Annotated in this window: 16 protein-coding genes; 11 read left to right on the forward strand and 5 right to left on the reverse strand. The window is 68.3% G+C overall.

Features of this window, described 5'->3' with window-relative positions; translation table 11 throughout:
- Window positions 1-515: 515 nt before the first annotated feature.
- Window positions 516-1,412 (forward strand): KPN_02809 family neutral zinc metallopeptidase, encoded by an 897-nt coding sequence (ypfJ, locus tag LX88_RS06095; RefSeq protein ID WP_258946808.1) that lies wholly within the window; start codon window positions 516-518, stop codon window positions 1,410-1,412.
- On the opposite strand, the gene LX88_RS06100 is transcribed toward ypfJ, so the two are convergent.
- From LX88_RS06100 to LX88_RS06110, 3 genes are all read right to left on the reverse strand, one after another.
- Window positions 1,409-2,803 (reverse strand): M28 family peptidase, encoded by a 1,395-nt coding sequence (locus LX88_RS06100; RefSeq protein ID WP_258946809.1) that lies wholly within the window; start codon window positions 2,801-2,803, stop codon window positions 1,409-1,411. The genes ypfJ and LX88_RS06100 overlap by 4 nt on opposite strands.
- An 83-nt stretch (window positions 2,804-2,886) precedes the next feature.
- Complete coding sequence (locus LX88_RS06105) at window positions 2,887-3,297, reverse strand: VOC family protein (protein WP_258946810.1); 411 nt, start codon at window positions 3,295-3,297, stop codon at window positions 2,887-2,889.
- Between the two features lie 10 nt (window positions 3,298-3,307).
- A complete protein-coding gene (locus tag LX88_RS06110) occupies window positions 3,308-3,727 on the reverse strand; it encodes a helix-turn-helix transcriptional regulator (RefSeq protein WP_258946811.1) in 420 nt (139 codons plus the stop codon).
- A gap of 181 nt (window positions 3,728-3,908) precedes the next feature.
- Here LX88_RS06110 and LX88_RS06115 point away from each other — a divergent pair, with 181 nt between their 5' ends.
- Window positions 3,909-6,509, forward strand: coding sequence for an SdrD B-like domain-containing protein (locus LX88_RS06115; protein ID WP_258946812.1), 2,601 nt, complete (start codon window positions 3,909-3,911; stop codon window positions 6,507-6,509).
- Between the two features lie 265 nt (window positions 6,510-6,774).
- Here LX88_RS06115 and LX88_RS06120 read toward each other — a convergent pair whose 3' ends face one another.
- The gene (locus tag LX88_RS06120; RefSeq protein ID WP_258946813.1) at window positions 6,775-7,335 is read right to left on the reverse strand and encodes an SGNH/GDSL hydrolase family protein; all 561 of its coding nucleotides are present in this window, start codon (window positions 7,333-7,335) and stop codon (window positions 6,775-6,777) included.
- A 128-nt stretch (window positions 7,336-7,463) separates the two neighbouring features.
- On the opposite strand from LX88_RS06120, the gene LX88_RS06125 reads away from it, so the two are divergent.
- The 4 genes from LX88_RS06125 (at window position 7,464) to LX88_RS06140 (ending at window position 14,947) form a co-directional block, all read left to right on the forward strand.
- Window positions 7,464-9,749 carry an RHS repeat-associated core domain-containing protein gene (locus tag LX88_RS06125; RefSeq protein ID WP_258946814.1) on the forward strand — a complete coding sequence of 762 codons (2,286 nt, stop codon included), beginning with the start codon at window positions 7,464-7,466 and terminating at the stop codon, window positions 9,747-9,749.
- Window positions 9,746-10,618, forward strand: coding sequence for a hypothetical protein (locus LX88_RS06130; RefSeq protein WP_258946815.1), 873 nt, complete (start codon window positions 9,746-9,748; stop codon window positions 10,616-10,618). Before LX88_RS06125 ends, LX88_RS06130 begins: the two co-directional genes overlap by 4 nt.
- A 319-nt stretch (window positions 10,619-10,937) precedes the next feature.
- Window positions 10,938-14,075 (forward strand): COG1361 family protein, encoded by a 3,138-nt coding sequence (locus LX88_RS06135; protein WP_258946816.1) that lies wholly within the window; start codon window positions 10,938-10,940, stop codon window positions 14,073-14,075.
- A gap of 122 nt (window positions 14,076-14,197) precedes the next feature.
- Window positions 14,198-14,947 (forward strand): sulfite exporter TauE/SafE family protein, encoded by a 750-nt coding sequence (locus LX88_RS06140; RefSeq protein ID WP_258946817.1) that lies wholly within the window; start codon window positions 14,198-14,200, stop codon window positions 14,945-14,947.
- Here LX88_RS06140 and hisC read toward each other — a convergent pair.
- Window positions 14,937-16,004 carry a histidinol-phosphate transaminase gene (hisC, locus tag LX88_RS06145; protein ID WP_258946818.1) on the reverse strand — a complete coding sequence of 356 codons (1,068 nt, stop codon included), beginning with the start codon at window positions 16,002-16,004 and terminating at the stop codon, window positions 14,937-14,939. The genes LX88_RS06140 and hisC overlap by 11 nt on opposite strands.
- A 76-nt stretch (window positions 16,005-16,080) precedes the next feature.
- Here hisC and LX88_RS06150 point away from each other — a divergent pair, with 76 nt between their 5' ends.
- The 5 genes from LX88_RS06150 to LX88_RS06170 all read left to right on the forward strand — a co-directional run bounded on the left by LX88_RS06150 (window position 16,081) and on the right by LX88_RS06170 (window position 21,457).
- Entirely contained in the window at window positions 16,081-16,722 is a 642-nt protein-coding gene (locus LX88_RS06150) for a dienelactone hydrolase family protein (RefSeq protein WP_258946819.1), read from the forward strand.
- Between the two features lie 135 nt (window positions 16,723-16,857).
- Complete coding sequence (locus tag LX88_RS06155; RefSeq protein WP_258946820.1) at window positions 16,858-17,427, forward strand: hypothetical protein; 570 nt, start codon at window positions 16,858-16,860, stop codon at window positions 17,425-17,427.
- Complete coding sequence (locus LX88_RS44185; protein WP_258946821.1) at window positions 17,424-18,686, forward strand: PPE domain-containing protein; 1,263 nt, start codon at window positions 17,424-17,426, stop codon at window positions 18,684-18,686. The genes LX88_RS06155 and LX88_RS44185 overlap by 4 nt, the downstream gene beginning before the upstream one ends.
- On the forward strand, window positions 18,683-19,438 hold the full coding sequence (locus LX88_RS44190; RefSeq protein WP_258946822.1) for an ESX secretion-associated protein EspG: 756 nt from the start codon (window positions 18,683-18,685) through the stop codon (window positions 19,436-19,438). The genes LX88_RS44185 and LX88_RS44190 overlap by 4 nt, the downstream gene beginning before the upstream one ends.
- A gap of 75 nt (window positions 19,439-19,513) precedes the next feature.
- On the forward strand, window positions 19,514-21,457 hold the full coding sequence (locus LX88_RS06170) for an acetoacetate--CoA ligase (RefSeq protein WP_258946823.1): 1,944 nt from the start codon (window positions 19,514-19,516) through the stop codon (window positions 21,455-21,457).
- Window positions 21,458-21,551 lie beyond the last annotated feature (94 nt).

The following is a 21,551-nucleotide window of genomic DNA, read 5'->3' on the forward strand; positions in this document are numbered from 1 at the left end:
GCTGTCTGCACTGTCGATCTCCGCAGGTCACCCGTCTGGCTTCACCAATTCAGGTTTGGTGTGAGGTGTTGAGAAATGCGGCGATCAAGCGCATAGTCGATAACGAGCTGGCAACCGGTAGGTGAATGAACTCCGACCACCCGGAGGCCACGCCCAGAAGGGGTCAGGTGGTGCTGTGCAGGTATCTCCTCGCTGTGGCGAAACGCGGTCTGTCGCATCCCCGCGAGCGGATCGGACGTGAACGGTCCGGGCGCGACTGTGTAGCGACGGACACGAGGTTTCGGGTGCCCAGGCGCCATCAGGCGTCGCTCGGTGCACTTCGACGCTGTTGAGCTCGGCTTCGGTGTCGTCTCATGGCGTCACCGGCTGAGCGCCACGCCAACCTTCGTGGGCCGTAGTCGTCACTTCCAAATGGGAAAGCCTTGGTGCGGTGCCCCGACGTCGGGCTCCGCACCAAGGCATGTTTCGTGCTTTATCGTTTGCGGCACCCATGGGGTCCTTGGCAGGAGGATGCGGTGCAGTTCAACGAAGGCGCGGAACTCGACACTTCTCAGGTTTCGGACCAACGAGGCTCAGGCGGCAGGGTCGCGGGCGTCGGTGGTGGCCTCGGCGTGGTCGGTCTGATCATCTACTTCCTGGTCCAGCAGTTCACCGGCATCCAGCTGCCCGCGGGCGGGCTGGAGGGCCTGGGCAACAACACCCAGGTCGAGTCCGGCCAGCTGCTCGACAAGTGCAAGACGGGAGCCGACGCGAACCGCGACGACGACTGCAGGGTCCTGGCCACGATCAACTCGATCCAGGGCTTCTGGACCGACCAGTTCGCCCGCTCGGGCAACACCTACCAGGTCACGAAGACCAACTTCTTCCGCAACAGCGTGAACACCCGCTGCGGCAACGCCACCTCCGCGGTCGGCCCGTTCTACTGCCCCGCGGACTCCCAGGTGTACATCGACCTGGACTTCTTCAACGAGCTGCGCACCAAGTTCGGCGCGACCGGCGGCCCGTTCGTCGAGGCCTACGTGCTCGCCCACGAGTACGGCCACCACGTGCAGAACCTGCTCGGCACCTCGGACCGGGTCGGCCGGGAGACCGGTCCCACCTCGGGTTCGGTGCGCCTCGAACTGCAGGCCGACTGCTACGCGGGCGCCTGGGGCAAGGCCGCGACGACCGTCCCGTCGGCCAACGGTCAGCCCCTGATCTCGAACATCACGCAGGAGGACGTCGACGCCGCCCTCGACGCGGCGGCGCGCATCGGTGACGACTTCATCCAGAGCGAGCTCGGCGGCGGGCGGGTCGACACGACCCAGTTCAGCCACGGCAGCTCGGAGCAGCGCAAGAAGTGGTTCACGACCGGGTTGCAGACGGGCGACCCCGCCCGCTGCAACACGTTCGACACGAACAACCTGGGCTAACGCAGAGCAGCCCGTTCCACGCGGGACGGGACGCCGCTCACGCCTTCGGTGGTGACGGCGTACGAGGCGATGACGTGGGCCGCGGCGGAAACGTTGCGGCCCAGCGCCTCGCGGTTGATGTTGCCGAGGTGGTCGCACGCGCGGTGGTAGCAGGGGTCCATCTCCACGCCCGCCGTGCCGCCCCACTTCGCGGCCTGCGCCACGGTCTTGACCTCGCCGCCGCCGGAGATGATGCCGCCCGCAGGGATGCCGAGCGCGGTGAACGAGCCGTAGTCGCTGGCACCACGCACGTTCAGGCCCTCCGGGCCGAGGTTCCGGGCCGTGTAGAAGTCGCTGAACGCCTTCTCGACATGCTTCGACCCGTACGGCAGCCCGGGGTCGTTGTAGACGAAGTAGCCGGGGTTGGGCGAGCCGACCATGTCGAAGTTCAGGTACAGCGCGATGTCGAGCTGCTGCTCGAACGACAGCGCCGAGGCGTAGGCGCGCGACCCGATCAGACCGGCCTCCTCGGCGCCCCACCACGTGAAGCGCACGGCGTTGGGCAGCTTGGGCCGGGAGCCCATCTTCAGCGCCACTTCGAGCAGCGCGGCCGACCCGGAACCGTTGTCGTTCATGCCCGGCCCCGCGTCGACGCTGTCGAGGTGCGCTCCCGCGACGACAACGTTGTCCTTGCGGCCCGTGCGGGTCTGCGCGATCACGTTGCGGTCGAGGTGGACCTCGTCGTGGTGGCGCAGGTCGAGCGTGACGGACTGCCCGGCCAGCGCGGCGAGCGCCGTGCCGCCGGCCTTCGAGGCGCTGCCGCCCGGGATCGTGCCGGGAACGGTCAGGTCGAGGTGGCCGTCGACGTTGTTGGAGATGATCACGGCCGCCGCACCCGCGTTCACCGCGTTGGCGTACTTGGCGACGAACGTGCAGGTACCGCGCCGGATCAACGCGACTGAACCCTTGAAGTCCTGCCCGGCGAAGTCGCTCGCCTCGCAACCGGGCGTGCCGTCCTCCGGCACGACCCGCAACGGCGCGGTGAGGCCGCCGTCCGGGGTGTTGGGGGTGTCGCCGAACGGCACGAGCTCGTGCGAGACCCCGCCGGCGGTCGCGCGGCCCGCGTCGTCGACCTTCCGCCTGACCTCGAACTCCGGTGTGGTCACGTCGAACCCGGCCTCGCGCAGCCGCCCGGCCACGTAGTCGACGCTGGCCGCGTAGCCGGTGGTCGTGGCGGCCCGGTTGCCGCCGTGGGTGTCGGAGATGCGCTGGAACGCGATCAGGTGGCGTTGGGCGCCGTCCGCGCTCACCCGCGCGGAGAGGTCACGAGCGGGGTCGGTGGCTGCGCTCGCTGTGGAGCCGAGCAGCACCAGGGACGAGGCCAGGGCTGTTACCGCGGTGATGGCACGCATGAGACCGACCTTGGCCCAGGTGGCCGTGAGAGCGCTACCACGTGGGCCAGGTAATCACGCCCGCTCACGAGCGCGACAGCGACTCACCCCTGGGTGCGGGGCGTGGAGAAGCGGATCATGTTGCCCGACGGGTCGCGGAACGCGCAGTCGCGCACGCCGTAGAACTGGTCGATCGGCTCCTGCATCACCTCGGCCCCGGCGGTGCGCACCTGCTCGAACTTCGCGTCCACGTCGTCGATCACGAAGATGACGCCGTGCAGCGATCCCTTGGCCAGCAACGCTTCCAGCGCCTCGTGGTCGGTCGGATGCGCGGGCGGCCCGATGCGCGACAGGCCGATCTCGACGTCCGGTTGCTCGGCGGGACCGACGGTGAGCCAGCGGTAACCGTCCTCGATGGTGACGTCCGTGCGCACTTCGAGCCCGACGACGTCGCGGTAGAACTTCAGCGCGGCGTCCTGGTCGTGGACGAAGAGGAACGTGTGCGAAAGCTTCATGGGCGAAACCCTAGGCACGCGGTGAGCGCGTCGCTTCTCGAAATCTGCTCGGTCGCGTCAGCCCCATCAAATGGCATCCCGGCACCCCGGCCAACGCGTCATGAGCGCGAGCTCTGTAAGCCGACGGCGTCTCTCCGACCAGTTCCGTGAACCGTGCGGAAAACGAGCCGAGCGAGGTGCAGCCGACCTCGACGCACACCTCGGTCACGGACAACGTTCCCAGGCGCAGCAACGCCTTGGCCCGCTCGATCCGCCGCGTCATCAGGTAGCTGTACGGGGTCTCGCCGTACGCCGCGCGGAACTGGCGGGCGAAGTGCGACGGCGACATCAGCGCGGCACGGGCCATCGCGGGCACGTCCAGCGGCCGCGCGTACTCGCGGTCCATCAGGTCACGTGCCCGGCGCAGGTGCGCGAGATCGTCGGGCGTCACGCAGACCAGCATGCCACCGACTCCAGAGCAGAGTAGTGCCCGCGATGCTCACGCTTTCCGCGCGCCTTTGGTTGCCCGGTCCGAAGAAAATCTTGACCGCGTTTTCGCCCTGGCCGAAACCCTTTCGGCACGTCGTGGGCCTGCGGTACTTTCGCACGTCACTGGGACTCGGGGGGAACCGTTGTCCGATAGATTCGTCAGCCGCGCCGTGCTCAAGATCGGTGTTCTCGCCACCGTCACGGCATTGGCTTTCAGCAGCACCGCCCTCGCGCAGTCCGAGCCCGTGAGCACACCGCCCGCATCCACCGAGACTTCCGCACCGCCGCCCTCGGAGTCCACGCCGCCGCCATCGGTCCAGGCGCAGCAGCAGGACAGCGTTTCCGGAGTGCTGTACGCCGACAAGAACGACAACGGAGTGCAGGACCCCGGCGAGGCAGTTTCCGGTGGTTTTGTGTCGCTCCTGGGCAACGGCGATTCGGACAAGCGCTCGGCGAGGAGTGACGTGGACGGGAAGTTCGTCTTCCGCGACCTCGCACCTGGCACCTACGCCCCGACCTACACCATGGACGACGGCTGGGTCGTGCACCACGTGAACGCCGGCGGTGACCTGATCACGATCAGGGCGAACGAGACGACCCAGGTCACGGCCCGGGCGGAACGGCCGTACAGCGAGCAGTTCGAGGTCATCGCGACTCTCGACCGCGAGAGCTATCGCCTCCCGGCGACCGCGAGGATCACGCTGAACTTCCGCAACACCGGCAACCGCAAGATCTACGGCATCAAGCCCCGGTGCGAGAGCCGGAGCAGGCCGGAGGCACTCGGCCGCGGCAAGGGCTGGGACGCGCTCCTGGCGAACGGCCTCACGCTCGATGCAGGGCAGAAGTACACGATGACGATCGACGAGGAGATCCCCGAAGCGGCCAGCCTGATGGGCTCGGTATCGCTCGGATGCGCGTTCGCACCCAACGCCGGCTGGAACACCGATGGTCCGACCATCAGTGTCCAGGCGCAGGCGAGCGGTGGTGCCGGCGCCTACACGATGGTGTTCGGCGAGGACAGGAACGCCGATGCACGCATCGAGGGCGACGAAGCGGTGGACGGCCTCAGGGTCGTCTTGCTGGACGCGCGGACCGGGGCGTGGGCCGCCGACGCCACCAGCGGGGCGGACGGCAAGATCGAGTTCGGTGGCCTGCCGATCGGCGAGTACCGCGCCGTCGTCGTCGGGCCGTGGACGTTCGCCGACTCGGCTCAGGAGCGGGTGGTCATCACCGGGAAGGGCGGGTTCGGGTACCGGTTCCTGAAGTCCACGACCCCTGCGGAACTGCGGGTCGAGGTCAAGCTGGACAAACCTCGGTACGAATCGCACGAGACGGTTCACCTGGAGCTGACCATCACGAACACCGGTGGCCAGGCCGCCGAACAGGTCCGGGTCGAATGGCTCGACGGACTGTCTCTGTCCGACGAGCAGTGGGGAGAGTTCAGGCCGTACTCCTCCGGTGGGCGGATCCCCGCCGGGGAGTCCCGCACTCTCCGCGTCTCGGGCCGGATCAGCGTCATCGCCGACGGCGAACTCGCGGTGGTGGGGGCCGTCGTTCACCTCGGCATGCGGGACACCTCCGGCTTCCGGGCCACGGCCGAGGTCGTGCAGACCGTGGGCGATCTCGGCGGCGTCGTCTACACCGACGAGAACCTCAACGGGCGGCTCGACCAGGGCGAGGTGGCGGTTGACGCCGAGGTCTCGCTCATCGGTGGTACCCCGCACACGTCCCATCGCCTCGTGACGGACGCCGACGGCAGGTTCTCCGCGAAGGGCATCCCGTCCGGTGACTACAACGTCAGCTTCCGGTTGGCCGGCGGGTGGATCGTGCACGCCGAGGATCAGAGCTCGAACGTGCGGGTCGAACCGGGCAAGCCGCTCGACCTGACCGTCCGGGCGGAGCGCCCGTACACCGAACTGTTCACGGCGACCGCCGAGCTGGACAAGATCTCCTACGTGCTGGGCGAGACCGCCAAGATCACCATCAGGTTCACCAGCACCGCCGGCCGCGAGATCCGCGGCATCAAGGCCATGTGCAACTTCCAAGGCGAGGTGAACCACTTCGGCGGCAACTTCGACAACCCCATGCCTCCCGGATGGGGAGATCTCCGCGAGGGCGGTCCCGGTGTCACGCTCGCCGCCGGCGGGACGAAGACGATCGTCGTAGAGGAAGCGGTACCCGCGGGTGCCGCCATCTGGCAGATGGCGGTGCTGGCCTGCAGCTTCGGGCCGAACCCCGTCGAGAACGCCGACGTTCCCTTCGCCTTCGACTGGGCCGCTTTCCAGAGCGGAATCGGTTCGTTGAAGGGCAGGCTCGCGCACGACCGCAACGACAACCACGTCGTGGACCCCGGAGAGACGGTCACCGGTGCCCGCGTCCTGCTGATGACCGACAGGGAGTACGGCTTCCAGCTCGCGGAGACGGTCACGGACGCCGAGGGGGTGATGCGCTTCGGTGAGCTGCCGCCCGGCGAGTTCTGGGCGTCGGTCGACGGACCGTGGAAGTTCGAGGGCGACGAGGGCCGTGCGGACATCAGGGGCGGCGAACTGACGGAACGTGACTTCTTCGTGGTGCCGGCCCCACGCGTCACGCCACCAGGCGGTAATGATCAGCACGCCGGAGGAGACACGGGTGGTGCGCTCGCCAAGACGGGCGCCAGCGTGCTCGGACTCGGAGCGCTCGCCGTGCTGCTCGTGGCGTTCGGTCTCGGCGCTCGTGTCGCCGGCCGCCGCAGGACCTCCTGACCCGCCAACGCCCCGTCGTTCACACCACTGTCCAGAGTGGATGCCCGAAGATGTGAGCAACCTGGTCAGCGGCGTGTTCGGCCAGGGCTTGGCGAACTCGTTCTTCGTCGCGCAGGGGTGGTACACCGGCCGGCACGGACTGCTGGTTGTTGCCGACGCTCACGACGGCGTACAAGCCGCGTCGCAGGACCTCTTGACACAACAGCAGGCCGGGCGGAACGCAGTTGATCTGCCATCCGCCCGGCCTGAGTTCGTGCTACGTGGATCAGAGTTCGGCGCGCGGCGGGAAATCCGCACACGCATCCGCCATGATCTGCGCGATCCGGTCGTGGTACCGGTCGTTGAGCACGCCGTTGGTCAGGTATTGACCATCGATCTTGCTTTGATCCGCACCTGATCGCACCGCCGAGTCGAAGTCCACCAGGTCGTCGGACCCGAAGTCGGTGAAGTTGTTCACGATCAGGTTGTTGAGCTGCCTGCGCTGTGCCTCACGTGGATCGTTCGCGTCCAGTCCCAGCGGCGGCACTGTGGTCAAGATGACGTGCACCGGGCTGCCGTCGGGGCGAACCGTCCGCTTCACCCCGGTGGGGCTGGACGCCTTCAACGCGTTGGACAGGTCCTGCTGCACCGTCGCCGCTGACTTGCCGGCCAGGATGTCCGCCCCACCGACCGCCATGAGCACCGTGCGCAGGTTTGGAGCAGTCTTCGCCGAGGTCTCCATCGCTGCCACGGCGTTCGCCGCCGTCATCGCTCCCGTGCTGATGTACGGACCATAGTCGCCGGGCCGAGGCTCCGCGTAGGTCGCCTCGACGTCCTGCAAGGACAACGTGGCTGACCTACGAGTACGACCCTCAGACCCGCAGACTGACCCGGACGAACTTTTCGGCGCAACAGGCAGACGCGCAGGTCGACGACACGAGGTACTCGTACGACCCGGTCGGCAACCTGACCAAGATGGTGAACACGCAGGGCCGTGAGGGACAGGCGCCGGTGCGCACCCAGTGCTTCACCTACGACACCCTGCGCCGCCTGAACCAGGCGTGGACGGCGAACGACGACTGTGCCGCGCCCGCGTCTGCCCACACCGTCGGCGGCCGGGCGGCGTACTGGACCTCGTGGACGTTCAAGCCGAACGGCACGCGGGCGAGCCAGACCCAGCACGCGTTCACCGGCGCGGCGAAGCCGGAGACCACGACGACTTACGACTACCCGGCGGACGGCGGCGCGCAGCCGCACGCGCTCGCGGGCACCACTACGACGTCGGCGAACGGCACCATCGCGGCGAGCTACGGCTACGACGCCACCGGCAACACCGTGCGCCGCACTCTGCCGAACGGACAGCAGACCCTCACCTGGGACGAGCACAACAGGCTCGAAACCGTCACTTCCCCGCGCGGTACCACCCGCTACACCTACGGCGCCGACGGTGAGCAACTCGTGCGCCGAGATCCGGGTCGCACAACGGTGTATCTGCCGGGCCAGGAACTGAGCCGGGACAACAACACCGGTTTGGTGACCGGCACGCGCTACTACTCGCACAACGGTGTGACTGTGGCGGTGCGCGTCGGTGGCGCGAACCCGAAGTACCTCGTCTCCGACCACCACGGCACCGCGATGGTCGCCGTCGGTTCCATGGACTTCGGCGTCGTTCGCAGGGCGATGGACCCGTACGGCAACGAGATCGGTGACGTCCTCGGCGGCTACTGGCCGGACGACAAGGGCTTCCTCGGCAAGCCCGTGGACGCCTCGACCGGCCTGGCCGACGTGGGCGCCCGCAAGTACGACGCGTCCACCGGTCGGTTCATCAGCGTCGACCCGATTCTGGAGACCGACAACGCCCAGCAGTTGACGGGGTACGTCTACGCGGACAACAACCCGACGACGCTGAGCGACCCGTCCGGCCTGCTGTCCGCCGGCAGCTACACGTTCGTGGGCTTCGGCCTCCAGGGCATCCTCCGCGCGATCACCGCCCTGAGCGACCTCGCCATCGCGAACCGCAACAGCATGCAGATGAGCGTCAGCCGCTACATCGGCTGGATAGCCATCAACGACGGGTTCATCGGCCCGCGCGTGAACCAGCCCGGGATCTACTTCATCGTCATCTCGGTGACGCTGTCGCCGTGGGTCGCGTACTGCCCGCCACCAGCCAAACAGGGCACCAAGGAAAAGCCCGCGTTCAACCTGCCGTCGATGAAGAGTGCGGACCGCGCCGAGTGGAACCGAAAGCATCCGGTAAAGCCGCAGCAGATGACGACCGACGAGTTCATGATGATGATGCTCGGCATCGACGCGGTCATCGACTGCGTGCGTGATCCGTCCGTCAAGGGCTGCGGTGAAGCGCTCGCCCCGTACGCACTCGGCGGGCTGGGCCGGATCGGCGCGGCGGCGCTGAAGGCGGAGCGCGCCGCACCGCTCATCAACCTGACGCGCAAAGAAGAGGGCTACGCCGGCGACGCCATCGACTGCCTGAACAGCTTCGTCGCCGAGACGAAGGTCGTCATGGCGGACGGCACCCGCAAGCCGATCTCCGAGGTGCAGATCGGTGAGACTGTCAAGGCCACTGAGCCCGAGACCGGCGAGACGACAGACCGCGTCGTGGAGAACCGCTTCGTCCACACGAACGAGGGCGACATGACCGAACTGGTCGTGCGCGGGGCCGACGGGTCCACCGGTTCTGTCGACGGCACCTCGTGGCACGAGGTGTGGGCGGACTCCGCAGGCGTCTTCACCAAGATGGGCGAGCTCGAACCAGGGCAGACTCTGCTGGCGCCGGACGGCTCACGGCCGGTGGTGTCCGATGTCCGGCGCTATGTTCACTTCGAGCCGGTGTACGACCTGACGGTGCAGGGCGTGAACACGTTCTACGTGGCGGCCGGCGACACGCCCGTTCTGGTCCACAACTGCGCCAAGAAGAAGCCCGGCGGCGAACGCAAAATGGGACCGAACTTCACGAACGACCAGGCGGACGACATCGCGACGTTCCTGGGGTACGTGAATACGGGCAAGCATTCGTTGCCGAACGGAAAGTCGAAGGGGCCGTACATCTGGCTCAACAAGAAGGCGGGCGCAGGCCAGCCGAAGTACATCACCTACGACCGGACCGGACACCTCGGCGCTGTCTTCAAGGGGTCGAACAGCAAGAACGCGTTCCAAAGCACCAAGGACTCGGCGAGGGACGGAAGTTACGATCTAGTGCTCGAAGGTGACCAACTCGTGGAGCTGTATTGGAAGGGTAAGTGAAGCTGCAGATCGTCGTCGTCCCCCTGGACGAGGAAGTCGGCTCGAAGCTGGACGAGGCACCGGGCTGGCCCGAGTACGCGCGAGAGCTTCGCGAGTTGTTCAGCATCGCGATCGAGGCGAGCGGCGTCGAGGTGTTCGAGGTCGGCGGTTTGACGGTGCACGAGCCGCTGCCTGATGAGTTCTCGTGGTTGCGCAACGGTGCCGGCGTTCCCGCGGCCCAGGCAGCCGACCTCTACACGGCGGCGGTCGGCCGCGGGTCCAGCCCTCTCTTCGTACTGGTCAGTGATGCCTTGCGGATCGAGCTCAGCTGGAACGGCTGGGTGTTCATGCCCACGTCGCAGGACGTGTTCGACGCGGTGGATGGTGTGGAGTGGACACATCTGGACGTGGGATGGCGTCCGCCCGAGCCGGATACCAGTCAGGAGGAGGCCGTCGTCGAGTCGGTGACGGACGAGAAGTTCTGGTCCGCGGTGCGTGCTGCGGCCCAGAACGGGACGACGTTGCTGAGCGAGCGGTGGGCGTTCGGGGTGCGCGGCAGCCGGTGGTTCCTGGTGACTCCGGAGAACGCGGACGAGGTGATCTCGGCGATGAGGCCCCGATCGCTTGTCAGTGTCGCGGTGGAACCTGATCTGCGGGTTCACTTGTTGGACAGGGGTTTCACCGCGTTCGGCGCGCCTCTGGCACCGGGCGAACTGGTCTACCGCGAGCTTCCCTTCGGGGTCGACGACGAGGCCGAACTGGCCGAGGTGACCGGTGCTGGGTTCGACCTTTTTCTCGCCGATGCCGCGTTGGCCGAGCTGTACGCGGTGGTGCCGGACGCCGATGGTGTCGCGCGGATGGAGTGGGACGACCCGAAGCAGCTCCTGTGAGTGGCTGAGGGGTACGTGCAGACGAAGAAGCCGGCCACTGAACTGTGGCCGGCTTCTAGCGCTTCTGACGGCGGATTGCTCTCCATTTCACACCCAACTGCTCCCGCAGCAGGCCGCCGGAAGGCGCAACGCCACCGTCCAGAGTGGAATGTTGATGTTGTGAACATCTTTCGCGATGTGTGGTTCGTCCGGTAGCTTGCGCGAGTCTGCTGGACGCGTGCGGGGGCTCAGACGTCTGCGGACCTTCATCAATTGGGGTTTTGGGGGATTTTCCTTGTCCGAGAGATCGGTCAGCCGTGCCCTGCTCAGATTCGGGGCCTTGGCCACCGCTGCCGTCCTGGTGCTAGGAGGCGCCACCACCGGCGCACTGGCGCAGGAGCCGGAAACGCCTACGTCCAGCATCGAACCCACGCCGACGAGCGAGTCGAGCGCGCCTCCGACCACCGAGGAGCCAGTACCGTCGAGTGAGCCCGCGCCGCCGTCTTCGACGCCGACGAGCGAGGCGCCCACCACGGAGTCGAGCACGCCGGTCCCGCCGGCACCACAGCCTGAGAACAAGCCCGAGAACAAGGCTGAGAACAAAGCCGAGCCTGAGCAAGAGGCCGCGCAGACGCCCGAGGTGAAGTCCCAGAGCCCGCGTCCGGACCTCTCGGTCTCGGTGGGCTTCGGCAAGGCCGAGTACCTGCCCGGCGAGGACCTGGTCATCACGATCAAGATCCGCAACGTCGGTGACGCGGTGGCAAAAGACGTGCGTCTCAGCCTCGACCGGCAGGACCTGACGCTCAAGTCGGGCTACGACGCTCTGCTCTCCCGGCCGACCATCGCGGCCGGTGGTGAGGAGGTCATCACGATCGTTGCGGAGGTCAGCTACGACCGGGCGACGAACGTGTCCGCCACGCTTCGGGCCACTGTCGACGGTGTCGCGGATGCGACGCCCGGTGACAACTCGGGCACCGGCTTCACGTCGATCCGCAGGGCCTACGGTTCCGCGTCCGGTGTGCTGTTCGTCGACAAGGACGGCGACGGCACGCCTGACGCCGATGAGGCCCTGACTGGCTACAGCGTTCTGGTCGAGGGCGGTGTCCCGAAGACGAGCCGCGGCAACGTCCCGGTGGACGGCCAGGGCCGATTCTCCTACACCGACCTGCCGGTCGGCGACTACCGGATCGTGCAGCTCGTCGGCAGCCAGGGGAACAACCACGCGGTCAAGCCGGGTATCAGCAACTTCGTGGTCCGCAAGGGCGAGGACACCAAGCTAGCCGTCGCCGCCGTGAAGCCGGTGTCGGACGCGCTCGAGGTGCAGGTCGCGTTCGACCGCGACTCCTACGCGAAGACCGATCCGGTCGGCATCAGCATCACCCTGAAGAACAAGTCCGACGTGGCGCTGACGGGCGTTGTCGCCGTCTGCAACCCGTACACCAACGACGTCCCCGGCCTGATCGAAGGCATCGGCAAGGCATGGGAGCAGTTCAACCCGGACGGCCCCGGTGTCACGGTGGGCGCCGGCAAGACCGAGGTGTTCCACGTCACGGACGAGGTGCCCGCAGACACCCTCGGTCAGGTCACGGTCGCCTGCAACTTCGGCAACGACGGCCGCAACTCGTTCGGCTACGTCGGCGGCTCGGACTGGGCCCGCGTCAACGGGTTCAGGGGCACGGTCCGCGGCAACGTGGTGGACGCCTCGACCGGCAACCCGGTCGAGCGTGGCCGGATCGTCGCGATCGACCCGGTCACCCGCCGGCCCGTCGGTGACTCCCAGCTCGGCTACCAGGGCCAGTTCGAGACCTACGACATGCGGGCCGGCAACACCGCGTTCGTCGTGCTCGGCCAGTGGAAGCCCAAGGACGGCAAGGAGTTCGTCTTCGACGTCCAGGCCGACCAGACGAGCACCGCACCGGTGTTCGAGGTCGTCCCCGGCCCCGAGGTGCCCGACCCGTCGAAGGTCGCGCCGGACATCGCGGTGACCGCGGCGTTCGACAAGGCCACCTACGAGGGCACCGAACTGGCCCGGGTGACGGTCAAGGTCGAGAACAAGGGCACCGCCGCGGGCTATGCCCGATTCGTGGACGAGATGCAGAAGCCGCAGGACCACCTCAGGTACGACCTGCGCCAGTGGGGCGACTTCAGCAACTACATGAAGCAGGTCGTTCTTCAGCCGGGCGAGAGCCGCGTCGTCGTGATCACCGGCGAGATTTCGTCGTACTTCCTGAACACCGTCAGCTTCTCGGCGAACATCGAGATCTACAACGACTCCGACCAGAGCAACAACAAGGTCCAGATCAAGGCCGGCGTTCACAGGCTCACCGGCAACGTCGAGGTCCTGGCCTACGGGGACAAGGACGGCAACGGCAAGTACGACTCAGGCGAGGAGTTCGGGGACCTCGACGTCACGCTGGCGGGCGTCCGAACCGGGCTCTCGAGGCAGGAGCGCACCGACGCCACCGGCCGGGCGCGGTTCGACGACGTGCAGATCGGCACCTACTACACGTACTCGCAGTTTCCTGACGGCTGGGTCACCGTCGGCTACGACAGCGCGACCGGAACGATCAGTGCGGACGCGACGACGGTGATCGAGCTCAGGGCCGTGCGTCCGCTCTCGGACAAGTTCACCGCGACGGCGAAGTTCGGCAAGGCCGTGTACGCGGCCGGCGAGGACTACTCGATCGACCTGACGCTCACGAACAACAGCGGTGCGGCGCTCGAGGGCGTTGCGGCCATGTGCCACGACCCCGGTGCGGTGTGGGCAGGTCCCGGCTGGGGTGACGTCCGCGAGGGCGGTCCCGGCATCCGGCTCGAAGACGGCGAGACGAGGGTCATCCGGGTCACCGGCCCTCAGCCGGAGGGCGCCGCGGACGCCGGTTTCCTGGGCGTCTCCTGCGACTTCGGCCCGCGCCCGAGTCAGACCGGGTACCCGACCGCGGTCGCGTGGGCTCAAGTCCCCGGCAAGACCGCCGGTGCGAAGGGTCGTCTCGTCCACGACGACGAGAACGACGGCAGCTTCGAGGGTGACGGCGTCGTCAAGACCGCTGTCGTGCTCGTCGACCGGATCACCAAGAAGGTGACTGCTCGCACGATCTCGGGCGACGACGGCGAATTCGCGTTCACCAACGTGCCGGTCGGCGAGTACGAGCCGGTCGTGGTCGGGCCGTGGAAGGCCCGGTTGTACTGGAGCCAGTACTTCCGGGTCAGCGCGAGCTCGTCCGATGACGTGCAGGTCGTCGTGCTCGAGCCTGGTCCGGAGGTCGAAGACCCCGGTTACCAGCTGCCGGAGGACCAGAAGCCCGGCACCACCGCGCCTCCTGCCTCGGTTGGTGGAGCCGGTGGAGCCGGTGACGGCACCGATGACGCGCTCGCCAAGACCGGTGCGTCCGTGCTGGGCCTCGGCTTGCTGGGCGCGCTGCTCGTGGCGTTTGGCTTCGGCGTCAACCTGATCGGACGGCGCCGCCAGATCGCGTAACCGCATTTCGACCAACAGGCCCGGTGCTCACTCTGAGTGCCGGGCCTGTTGTCATGAGCGCCACACTTCGCTGGTCCGAACGGAGTGTTAGCGTCGCGAACCATCGGGTACCTGGGGGTGACATGACGGTCTGGGAAGCAATCGCGGTGGTGATCGCGGGTGTGTTCGCAGGCGGGATCAACACCGTCGTGGGCAGCGGCACCCTCGTGACGTTCCCGGTGCTGCTCGCCGTCGGCTACCCGCCCGTGGTGGCGAACGTGTCCAACAGCCTCGGCCTCGTGCCCGGCTCGCTGTCCGGCGCTTGGGGCTACCGCGAGGAGCTGAAGGGGCAGTCGGACCGCATCAAGCGCCTGCTGCCCGCGTCCATCCTCGGTGGCATCATCGGCGCGATCCTGCTGGTCACGCTGCCGGACAAGGCGTTCACCGCCATCGTGCCGGTGCTGATCGTGATCGCGCTGGTCCTCGTGCTCATCCAGCCGTGGCTCAACCGCAAGCTCTCGCACCGGCGCAACGACAACGACGGCGGCGTGCTGCTGTGGTTCGGCGTCTTCGCCGCCGGCATCTACGGCGGCTACTTCGGTGCCGCGCAGGGCGTGCTGGTCATGGGCATCATGGGCGTGCTCGTCAGCGAGCACCTGCAGCGGATGAACGCGCTGAAGAACGTGCTCACCGCGTTCGTGAACCTCGTCGCCGGCGTCCTGTTCATCTTCATCGCCGACGTGGCGTGGCTGGTCGTGCTGCTGCTGGCCGTCGGGTCCGTGGTCGGCGGCCAGATCGGCGCGAAGATCGGCCGCAAACTCCCACCCGCCGTGTTGCGCGGCGTCATCGTGGTGGTGGGAGTCGCGGCGATCGTTCAGCTGCTCATGAAGTGAACGCGCGAGCCGCGGCCAGGAACGCGTCGTTCTCGTCCGGCTCGCCGATGGTCACCCGTGCGCCCTCGCCCACGAACGCGCGCACGACGACCTTGTGCGCCAGGCAGTGCTCGTTGAACGCGCCCGTGCGCTCGCCCAGCGGCAGCCACACGAAGTTCGCCTGGGTCTCCGGCACCTCGAAGCCCATGGCCAGCAGCTCGCCGCGCACGCGACCCCGTTCCGCCACGATCGCGCGGCAGCGGATCATCAGCTCGTCCTCGGCGTCCAGCGAGGCCAGCGCGGCCACCTGGGCCAGCGCGTTCACCGAGAACGGCACGTAGACCTTGCGCAGCACGTCGGCGACGACCGGCGGCGCGACCGCGTAGCCGATCCGCAGGCCCGCGAGGCCGTACGCCTTCGAGAACGTCCGCAGCACGGCGACGTTGTTGTGGCCCGCGGCCCACTGCTGCTTCGCGAGCTCGACGCCGTCCGGGACGTGGGCGTCGTCCACGAACTCCTTGTAGGCCTCGTCGAGCACCACGAGCACGTCGCGCGGCACGCGGGCGATGAACGCCTCGATCTCCTCGGTGCGCAGCGCGGTGCCGGTCGGGTTGTTCGGGTTGCAGACGAAGACCATCCGCGTGTTCGGCGTGATCGCCGCGAGCATCGCGTCGAGGTCGTGCGTGTGCTCCGAGTTCAGCGGCACGCGGATCTGCCGGGCGCCCGCGACGTGGGAGACGATCGGGTAGGCCTCGAACGACCTCCACGCGAACAGCACCTCGTCGCCCTCGGCGCAGGTGGCCTGGACGAGCTGCTGGCACAGGGTCACCGAGCCGCAGCCGATCGCCAGGTGGTCCGCGGGCACGCCGAGTTTGTCGGCCAGCCGCCCGGTGAGTTCGACGGCACCCGAGTCGGGGTACCTGTTGATGCCGGTGGCCGCTTCGGCGATCGCTGTGACGACGCTCGGAAGCGGTCCGGCCGACACCTCGTTGCTCGCGAGCTTGATGGCGCCGGGGATGGTCCTGCCAGGCACGTAGGAGGGCAGGGACGCCAGGTCAGCACGTGTTCGCACGGTCATGGCCCCGATCCTCGCATTGCTCCGTCCGATTGGTCACGTTGACTGGGGTTCACCCCCGCGTGGAAGGGTGGGAAACATGACCACTACCCGCACCGAGACGCTTTCCCTCACCGACGGCCGGGAGCTGCGGGTGACGATCGCCGAACCCGACTCCGCCGTGCGGGGTGGACTCGTGGTGCTGCACGAAGCCCGCGGCATCACCGCGGGCGTGCGCACGCTCGTCAGCAGCCTCGCCGACGAGGGCTGGCTCGCGATCGCGCCGCACCTCTACGACGCGGACCGGGTGCACGGCGACGACATCAAGGACCAGGTCAGCAAGCTCAACGGCGACCGGTTGCTGGTGGACACGGACGTCGCGTTCGTCTGGCTGGGGCAACAGGGGGTGGGCGCGGACCGGATGGGTGTGGTCGGCTTCGACATCGGCGGCACCGTCGCCATGGTGGTCGCCGCCAGCCGCACGATCGGCGCGGCCGTGACCGTGCAGGCACCGGGCATCCTCGAGCCGCTCTCGGACGGCCTCCCCGCGCTGGTCGACGTCGCCGCCGACCTCACGTGCCCGTGGCTCGGCATCTTCAGCGACGACGACTCGGAAGAAGTGAGCAAGCTTCGTGATGCTGTGATCAGCTCCGAAACCGCGTCAGATGTGGTCCGTTTCAACGTTTCGAGTGACGAAGCGTGGGTTCGTGCGTTGAACTGGTTCGACGCTCACATGAGGTAAGGGTCTTTACGGCGGATTGGAACCGAACCGTCCTCCAGGTACATCTAAGGAGTGCTTCGGACGGCTGACTGGGTGTAGCTGCGCGTAACACCCAGTGCTGCGGTGACGAGTTAGCAGTGCAGGGGGTTACAAGGGATGGCTGAAGGCACTGGGACAGGTACCGGGACGACTGGCGCGGCGACGACGGGCACCGCACCACCACCGGCGGAACCGCCGGCGGTGACACCAGCGGTGACACCGCCGGTCACGACGTCGACCACCGTGCCGATCACGGCTGAGCAGCTGGCGGCGGCGAAGCCTGTTCTCCAGCAGCAGATGCTCACGGACAAGGCGGAGGCGAGCCACGCCGCGGCCAAGCTCGACCAGGCGGCGGACAGCGGGAAGCTGACGCTCGACGTCGACGCCGCGGATGCGTTGATCAAGGCCGTCGATGCGGCCCGGGACCAGGTGATGGACCTGTGGAAGCGCGCCACCGACCAGCTGGCCACACCGTTGCAGCTGGGGGAGAACCCGGTCGCGAAGGCGATCAGCGCGCGGTTCGCCGACCTCGCCGTCGGTGAGGACTCGGGTGCCGCCAAGGCGTTGCTGGACCTCTTCAAGGTCCTCGACGACATCGGCAACGCCCTGCGCCGCAACCGCGACACCATTCGCGACGCCGACGAAGAGGCCGAGAAGTCGATGAAGAACACCGGGGGGTCCTGGTGAGCCACGGATCGCATGACAACAAGGGCAACGGGGACAAGGACGGCAAGTCGTCGCACCACGGCGACGGCAAGTACGACCGCAACGACCTGCACGAGCCGGTCGACTGGATGACGTACAGCCACGAGGCGCTGTACAAGATGGTGCACACGGGCGTGAACCTCGACGGTGCCCAGGCCGCCGCCACGAACTGGAAGAAGATCGGCGAGGACATCGCCGGCGTGCGCACGAGCCTGCTCAAGGCCGTCGAGGACTCGTCGGTCGGCTGGGACAGCGAGTCGGCCCGGCTCGCCCGTGACGGTCTGACCGAGGTCACCAACTGGGTCGACGACACCGCGAACTACGCGACCAAGGTCTCGGCCGCGATCACGACCGAGACCAGCAACGTCGAGGCCGCGCGTGCCGCGATGCCGCCGCCTCCCAAGGCGCCGGCAGCGCCGGTGCCGGCGGACACGGCGCTGCCCAGGCCGGTGCTGCAGGACAGGTTGCAGCCGGTCGAGCAGATCGACGGCTTCGGGGCCGCGGGCCTGCGGGAACCGCGTCTGATCGCGCAGCCGCAGACCGAGTTCGCCGGCTTCGAGACCATCGGCACCAGCCCCGTCGACACCCTCGCGGCCAACGACGCCTCGCACCGCCTCGCGGCGGACGTGATGGCGGCGTTCCAGCGCAACTCGGCCGCGGTCGACCAGACCGTGCCCGCGCAGTTCACGCCTCCCGTCAACCCGATCAACCCGGCCCCGGTCGTCGGCGACCTCACCGGACGCACGCCGGCACCGACGGACGGCGGTGCGGGCGGTGCCGCGGGTGCTCCCGTCGCGACCGGCACGCAGAACCAGAACCGCGGCACCACGAACGCCTCCTCGCGCTTCGGCGGTGGAGGCGCCGGTGGCCGTGGTGGCGCTGGAGGCGGTGGTGGTTTCGGCGGCATGGCCCGTCCGTTCACCTCCGGCAGCGGCAACCAGGGTGCTGCCGCCGGCGGTGCCGGTGGTGCCGCGTCCGCCGGTGGCTCGGCCGGTGTGAGCGAGGGCTCGCGCGGTGGTGGCGCCGGTGGCGCGGCAGCCGCGGCCTCGGCCGCACCCGGCAACACGACCAAGGCGTTCCAGAACCCGCTCGCGATGGGCGGCGCGCCGATGGCCGGTGCCCCCGTGGCCGGCGGCGGCCAGAACGACTCCAAGGAACACAAGACGGCGAGCTACCTGGAAGAGGACGACAACGTCTTCGGCCTGGACCGCAAGGCGGCCCCGCCGGTGATCGGTCAGTGATCGAACGCCAGTACACGGTGAGCTCGCAGGAGTTCTTCCTGCTGTGGCAGGCCGTGCACGGCGAGGACCGCGTCGTGCCGCTCGGCACGCCCCACTTCGGGGCCACCCGGGCGGCGCGGCAGGCTCTCGTCGAAGAGAGCTCGCGGACGTTGCAGGCTCGCCGGCTGGGCACGGTCCAACGCCCGGACCCCGACCTGAGGGCGTTGGTCAGCGGCCTCGGCGAGTTCGACCGGGCGTTGGAGATCGCGTACTTCAAGGGCACCGAACTGGCCCGCGGCATCGCGTGCGCCGGCTGGGGCGGTGCCTTCGCCGCCCGCGTGAACGGCGACGTGCACCTGTACCCGTTCCGCCCGACGTCGCTGGCCTCGGCCACGGTGTCGTCGTTGCCCGGCCTCGCGCCGGGCAACGGCCGTGCCGTGAACGTGCGCTGGGACGACTACGTCCGCGCGGGCAAGGCGGGCGAGCAGGACGGCAAGCAGGCGTTCCTGGAAGTCCTGCGCGACGCGGGCATCCGCGAGCCGGAGGCGCACAACCTGGTGCGGATAGTCACGTCCCGCATCGGCGGCGGCGAGCTGGGCCTGACCGCTCGCAACCGCGACGGCGTGCCCCGCCCGACCGGCCGATCGGTGCAGTGGCTCGACACCCGCGAGGGCCGTTACCTCCTGCGCAGGCAGGACGGCTGGCTGGTGCTGGCACCGGCCGACGCCTCACGCCTGACCAGCGCCGTCGACGAGTTGATCGCGGCGGGATAGTTCCACACCGGCGGGCTACCGCAAGTCCGCCAATCACACATGGACGTGCGGTTGTGCCTCGGTTAGACATGGGGCATGACCGACACCGACGTCGAACTGCTGTGGCGCCCGGACCCCACGAGGGACAACGGGATGACCGCCTTTCGGGCCTGGCTCTCCGAGCACGGCCGCGACCTCCCCGACCACGAGTCGCTGTGGGAGTGGTCCGTCTCAGACCTCGAGGGGTTCTGGGGCGCCATGGCTTCGTACTTCGACGTCAGGTTCCACACCGAGCCGTCGCGTGTGCTGGGGTCCACGGACATGCCCGGTGCCGAGTGGTTCCCCGGTTCCACCCTGAACTACGCCGAGCACGCGCTGCGCCGCGGAGCCGACGACGACCTGGCCGTGATCTTCCACCGCGAAGACGGCGTCACCTCCTCCCTGACGTTCGGCGCCCTGCGCTCGCGCGTGGCCGCTTTCCGGGCCGCGCTGGCCTCCCTGGGCGTCTCGCAGGGCGACAGGGTGGTGGCGCTGGTCCCCAACGCCCCCGAGGCCCTCATCGCCTTCCTGGGGGCCGCCTCGCTCGGCGCCACGTGGTCGTCCTGTTCCCCGGACTTCGGCGCCCGCGCCGTGGCCGACCGCTTCACCCAGATCGAGCCCGTCGTGTTCGTGGCGGTCTCCGGCTACGTCTACAACGGACGTTCGTTCGACTGCCGCCCGGTCGTGGAGGAGATCCGCGCGCAGATCCCGTCGCTGCGCGCCACGGTCCTGATCGACTACCTGGACAACGGCTCGACCCTGCCGGACACGCTGTCGTTCGCGGAACTGGTGGCGGCTCAAGAGGGCGCCGCGCTGGAGTTCACCCCGGTGCCGTTCGACCACCCGCTGTGGGTGCTCTACTCGTCGGGCACCACGGGCCTGCCCAAGGGCATCGTCCAGGGCCACGGCGGCATCGTCCTGGAACACCTCAAGATGCTCGGCCTGCACAGCGACCTCGGCCCCGGCGACCGCTTCTTCTGGTTCACCACCACCGGCTGGATGATGTGGAACTACCTGGTGGGTGCCCTCATGGTCGGCACCACCATCGTCCTGTACGACGGCAGCCCGGCGTTCCCGTCGCTGAACGTGTTGTGGCACTTGGCCGAACAACACCGCGTGACCTACTTCGGCACCTCGGCCCCGTACGTCCAGTCGTGCCTGAAGGAGGGCATCGAGCCGTCGGCGCGCTACGACCTGACGGGCCTGCGGGTCGTCGGCTCGACCGGCGCACCCCTCACCCCGGAAGGCTTCCGCTGGATCGCCTCCGCCGTCGGCAAGGACGTCCAGATCGCCTCGGTCTCCGGCGGCACCGACCTCTGCACCGCCTTCGTGGCAGCCTCCCCGGACCGCCCCGTCTGGCTGGGCGAACTCTCCTGCCGAGCCCTGGGCGCCGCGGTCTTCGCGTACGACGAGGCCGGCAACGCCCTGGACGACGAGGTCGGTGAGCTCGTCATCACCAAGCCGATGCCGTCCATGCCGGTCTACTTCTGGGGCGACGAGGACGGCTCGCGCCTGCGCGACGCGTACTTCGACACATATCCCGGAATCTGGCGCCACGGCGACTGGATCCGCATCACCCCGCGAGGCTCGGCGGTGATCTACGGCCGTTCCGACTCGACCCTGAACCGGGGCGGCGTCCGCATGGGCACCTCGGAGTTCTACCGCGTGGTCGAGTCGATCGAGGGCGTCATCGACTCCCTGGTGATCGACACCTCGGGCGTGACCGAGGGCGAACTCCTCTGCTTCGTCGTGCTGGACGGCGTGACGCTGCCCGACGTGGAACCGTTGCTGCGCCGCGAATTGCGCGCGTCCCTGTCCCCGCGCCACGTGCCGAACCGCTTCGTGGCCGTGGCCGAGGTCCCAAGGACCCTCAACGGCAAGAAGTGCGAGGTCCCGGTCAAGAAGATCCTCGCCGGCATGGACCCGGACCGAGCCGTCAGCCGAGGCGCGCTGCGCAATCCCGAGTCCCTCCAACCGTTCCTGGAAATCGCCTCGGAATGATCTAGGTCACTCCGCATCCGGCGACCAGGCGTTTAACGCCCCTCTTCGACCCTCTGAACGTGCTCTGACCAGCAGGTTCAGGGGTAGGAGGGGG

Origin of the sequence: Lentzea californiensis (genome assembly GCF_024648825.1) — a bacterium.
In the GTDB taxonomy this organism is placed as follows: domain Bacteria; phylum Actinomycetota; class Actinomycetes; order Mycobacteriales; family Pseudonocardiaceae; genus Lentzea; species Lentzea californiensis.

Bases quoted from the DNA above. Each gene is read 5' to 3' on its own strand.
- LX88_RS06100 (WP_258946809.1), bottom strand. From the start codon at position 2,803: ATGCGTGCCATCACCGCGGTAACAGCCCTGGCCTCGTCCCTGGTGCTG.
- LX88_RS06105 (WP_258946810.1), bottom strand. From the start codon at position 3,297: ATGAAGCTTTCGCACACGTTCCTCTTCGTCCACGACCAGGACGCCGCG.
- LX88_RS06125 (WP_258946814.1), top strand. From the start codon at position 7,464: ATGGTGAACACGCAGGGCCGTGAGGGACAGGCGCCGGTGCGCACCCAG.
- LX88_RS06140 (WP_258946817.1), top strand. From the start codon at position 14,198: ATGACGGTCTGGGAAGCAATCGCGGTGGTGATCGCGGGTGTGTTCGCA.
- hisC (WP_258946818.1), bottom strand. From the start codon at position 16,004: ATGACCGTGCGAACACGTGCTGACCTGGCGTCCCTGCCCTCCTACGTG.
- LX88_RS06150 (WP_258946819.1), top strand. From the start codon at position 16,081: ATGACCACTACCCGCACCGAGACGCTTTCCCTCACCGACGGCCGGGAG.
- LX88_RS06155 (WP_258946820.1), top strand. From the start codon at position 16,858: ATGGCTGAAGGCACTGGGACAGGTACCGGGACGACTGGCGCGGCGACG.
- LX88_RS06170 (WP_258946823.1), top strand. From the start codon at position 19,514: ATGACCGACACCGACGTCGAACTGCTGTGGCGCCCGGACCCCACGAGG.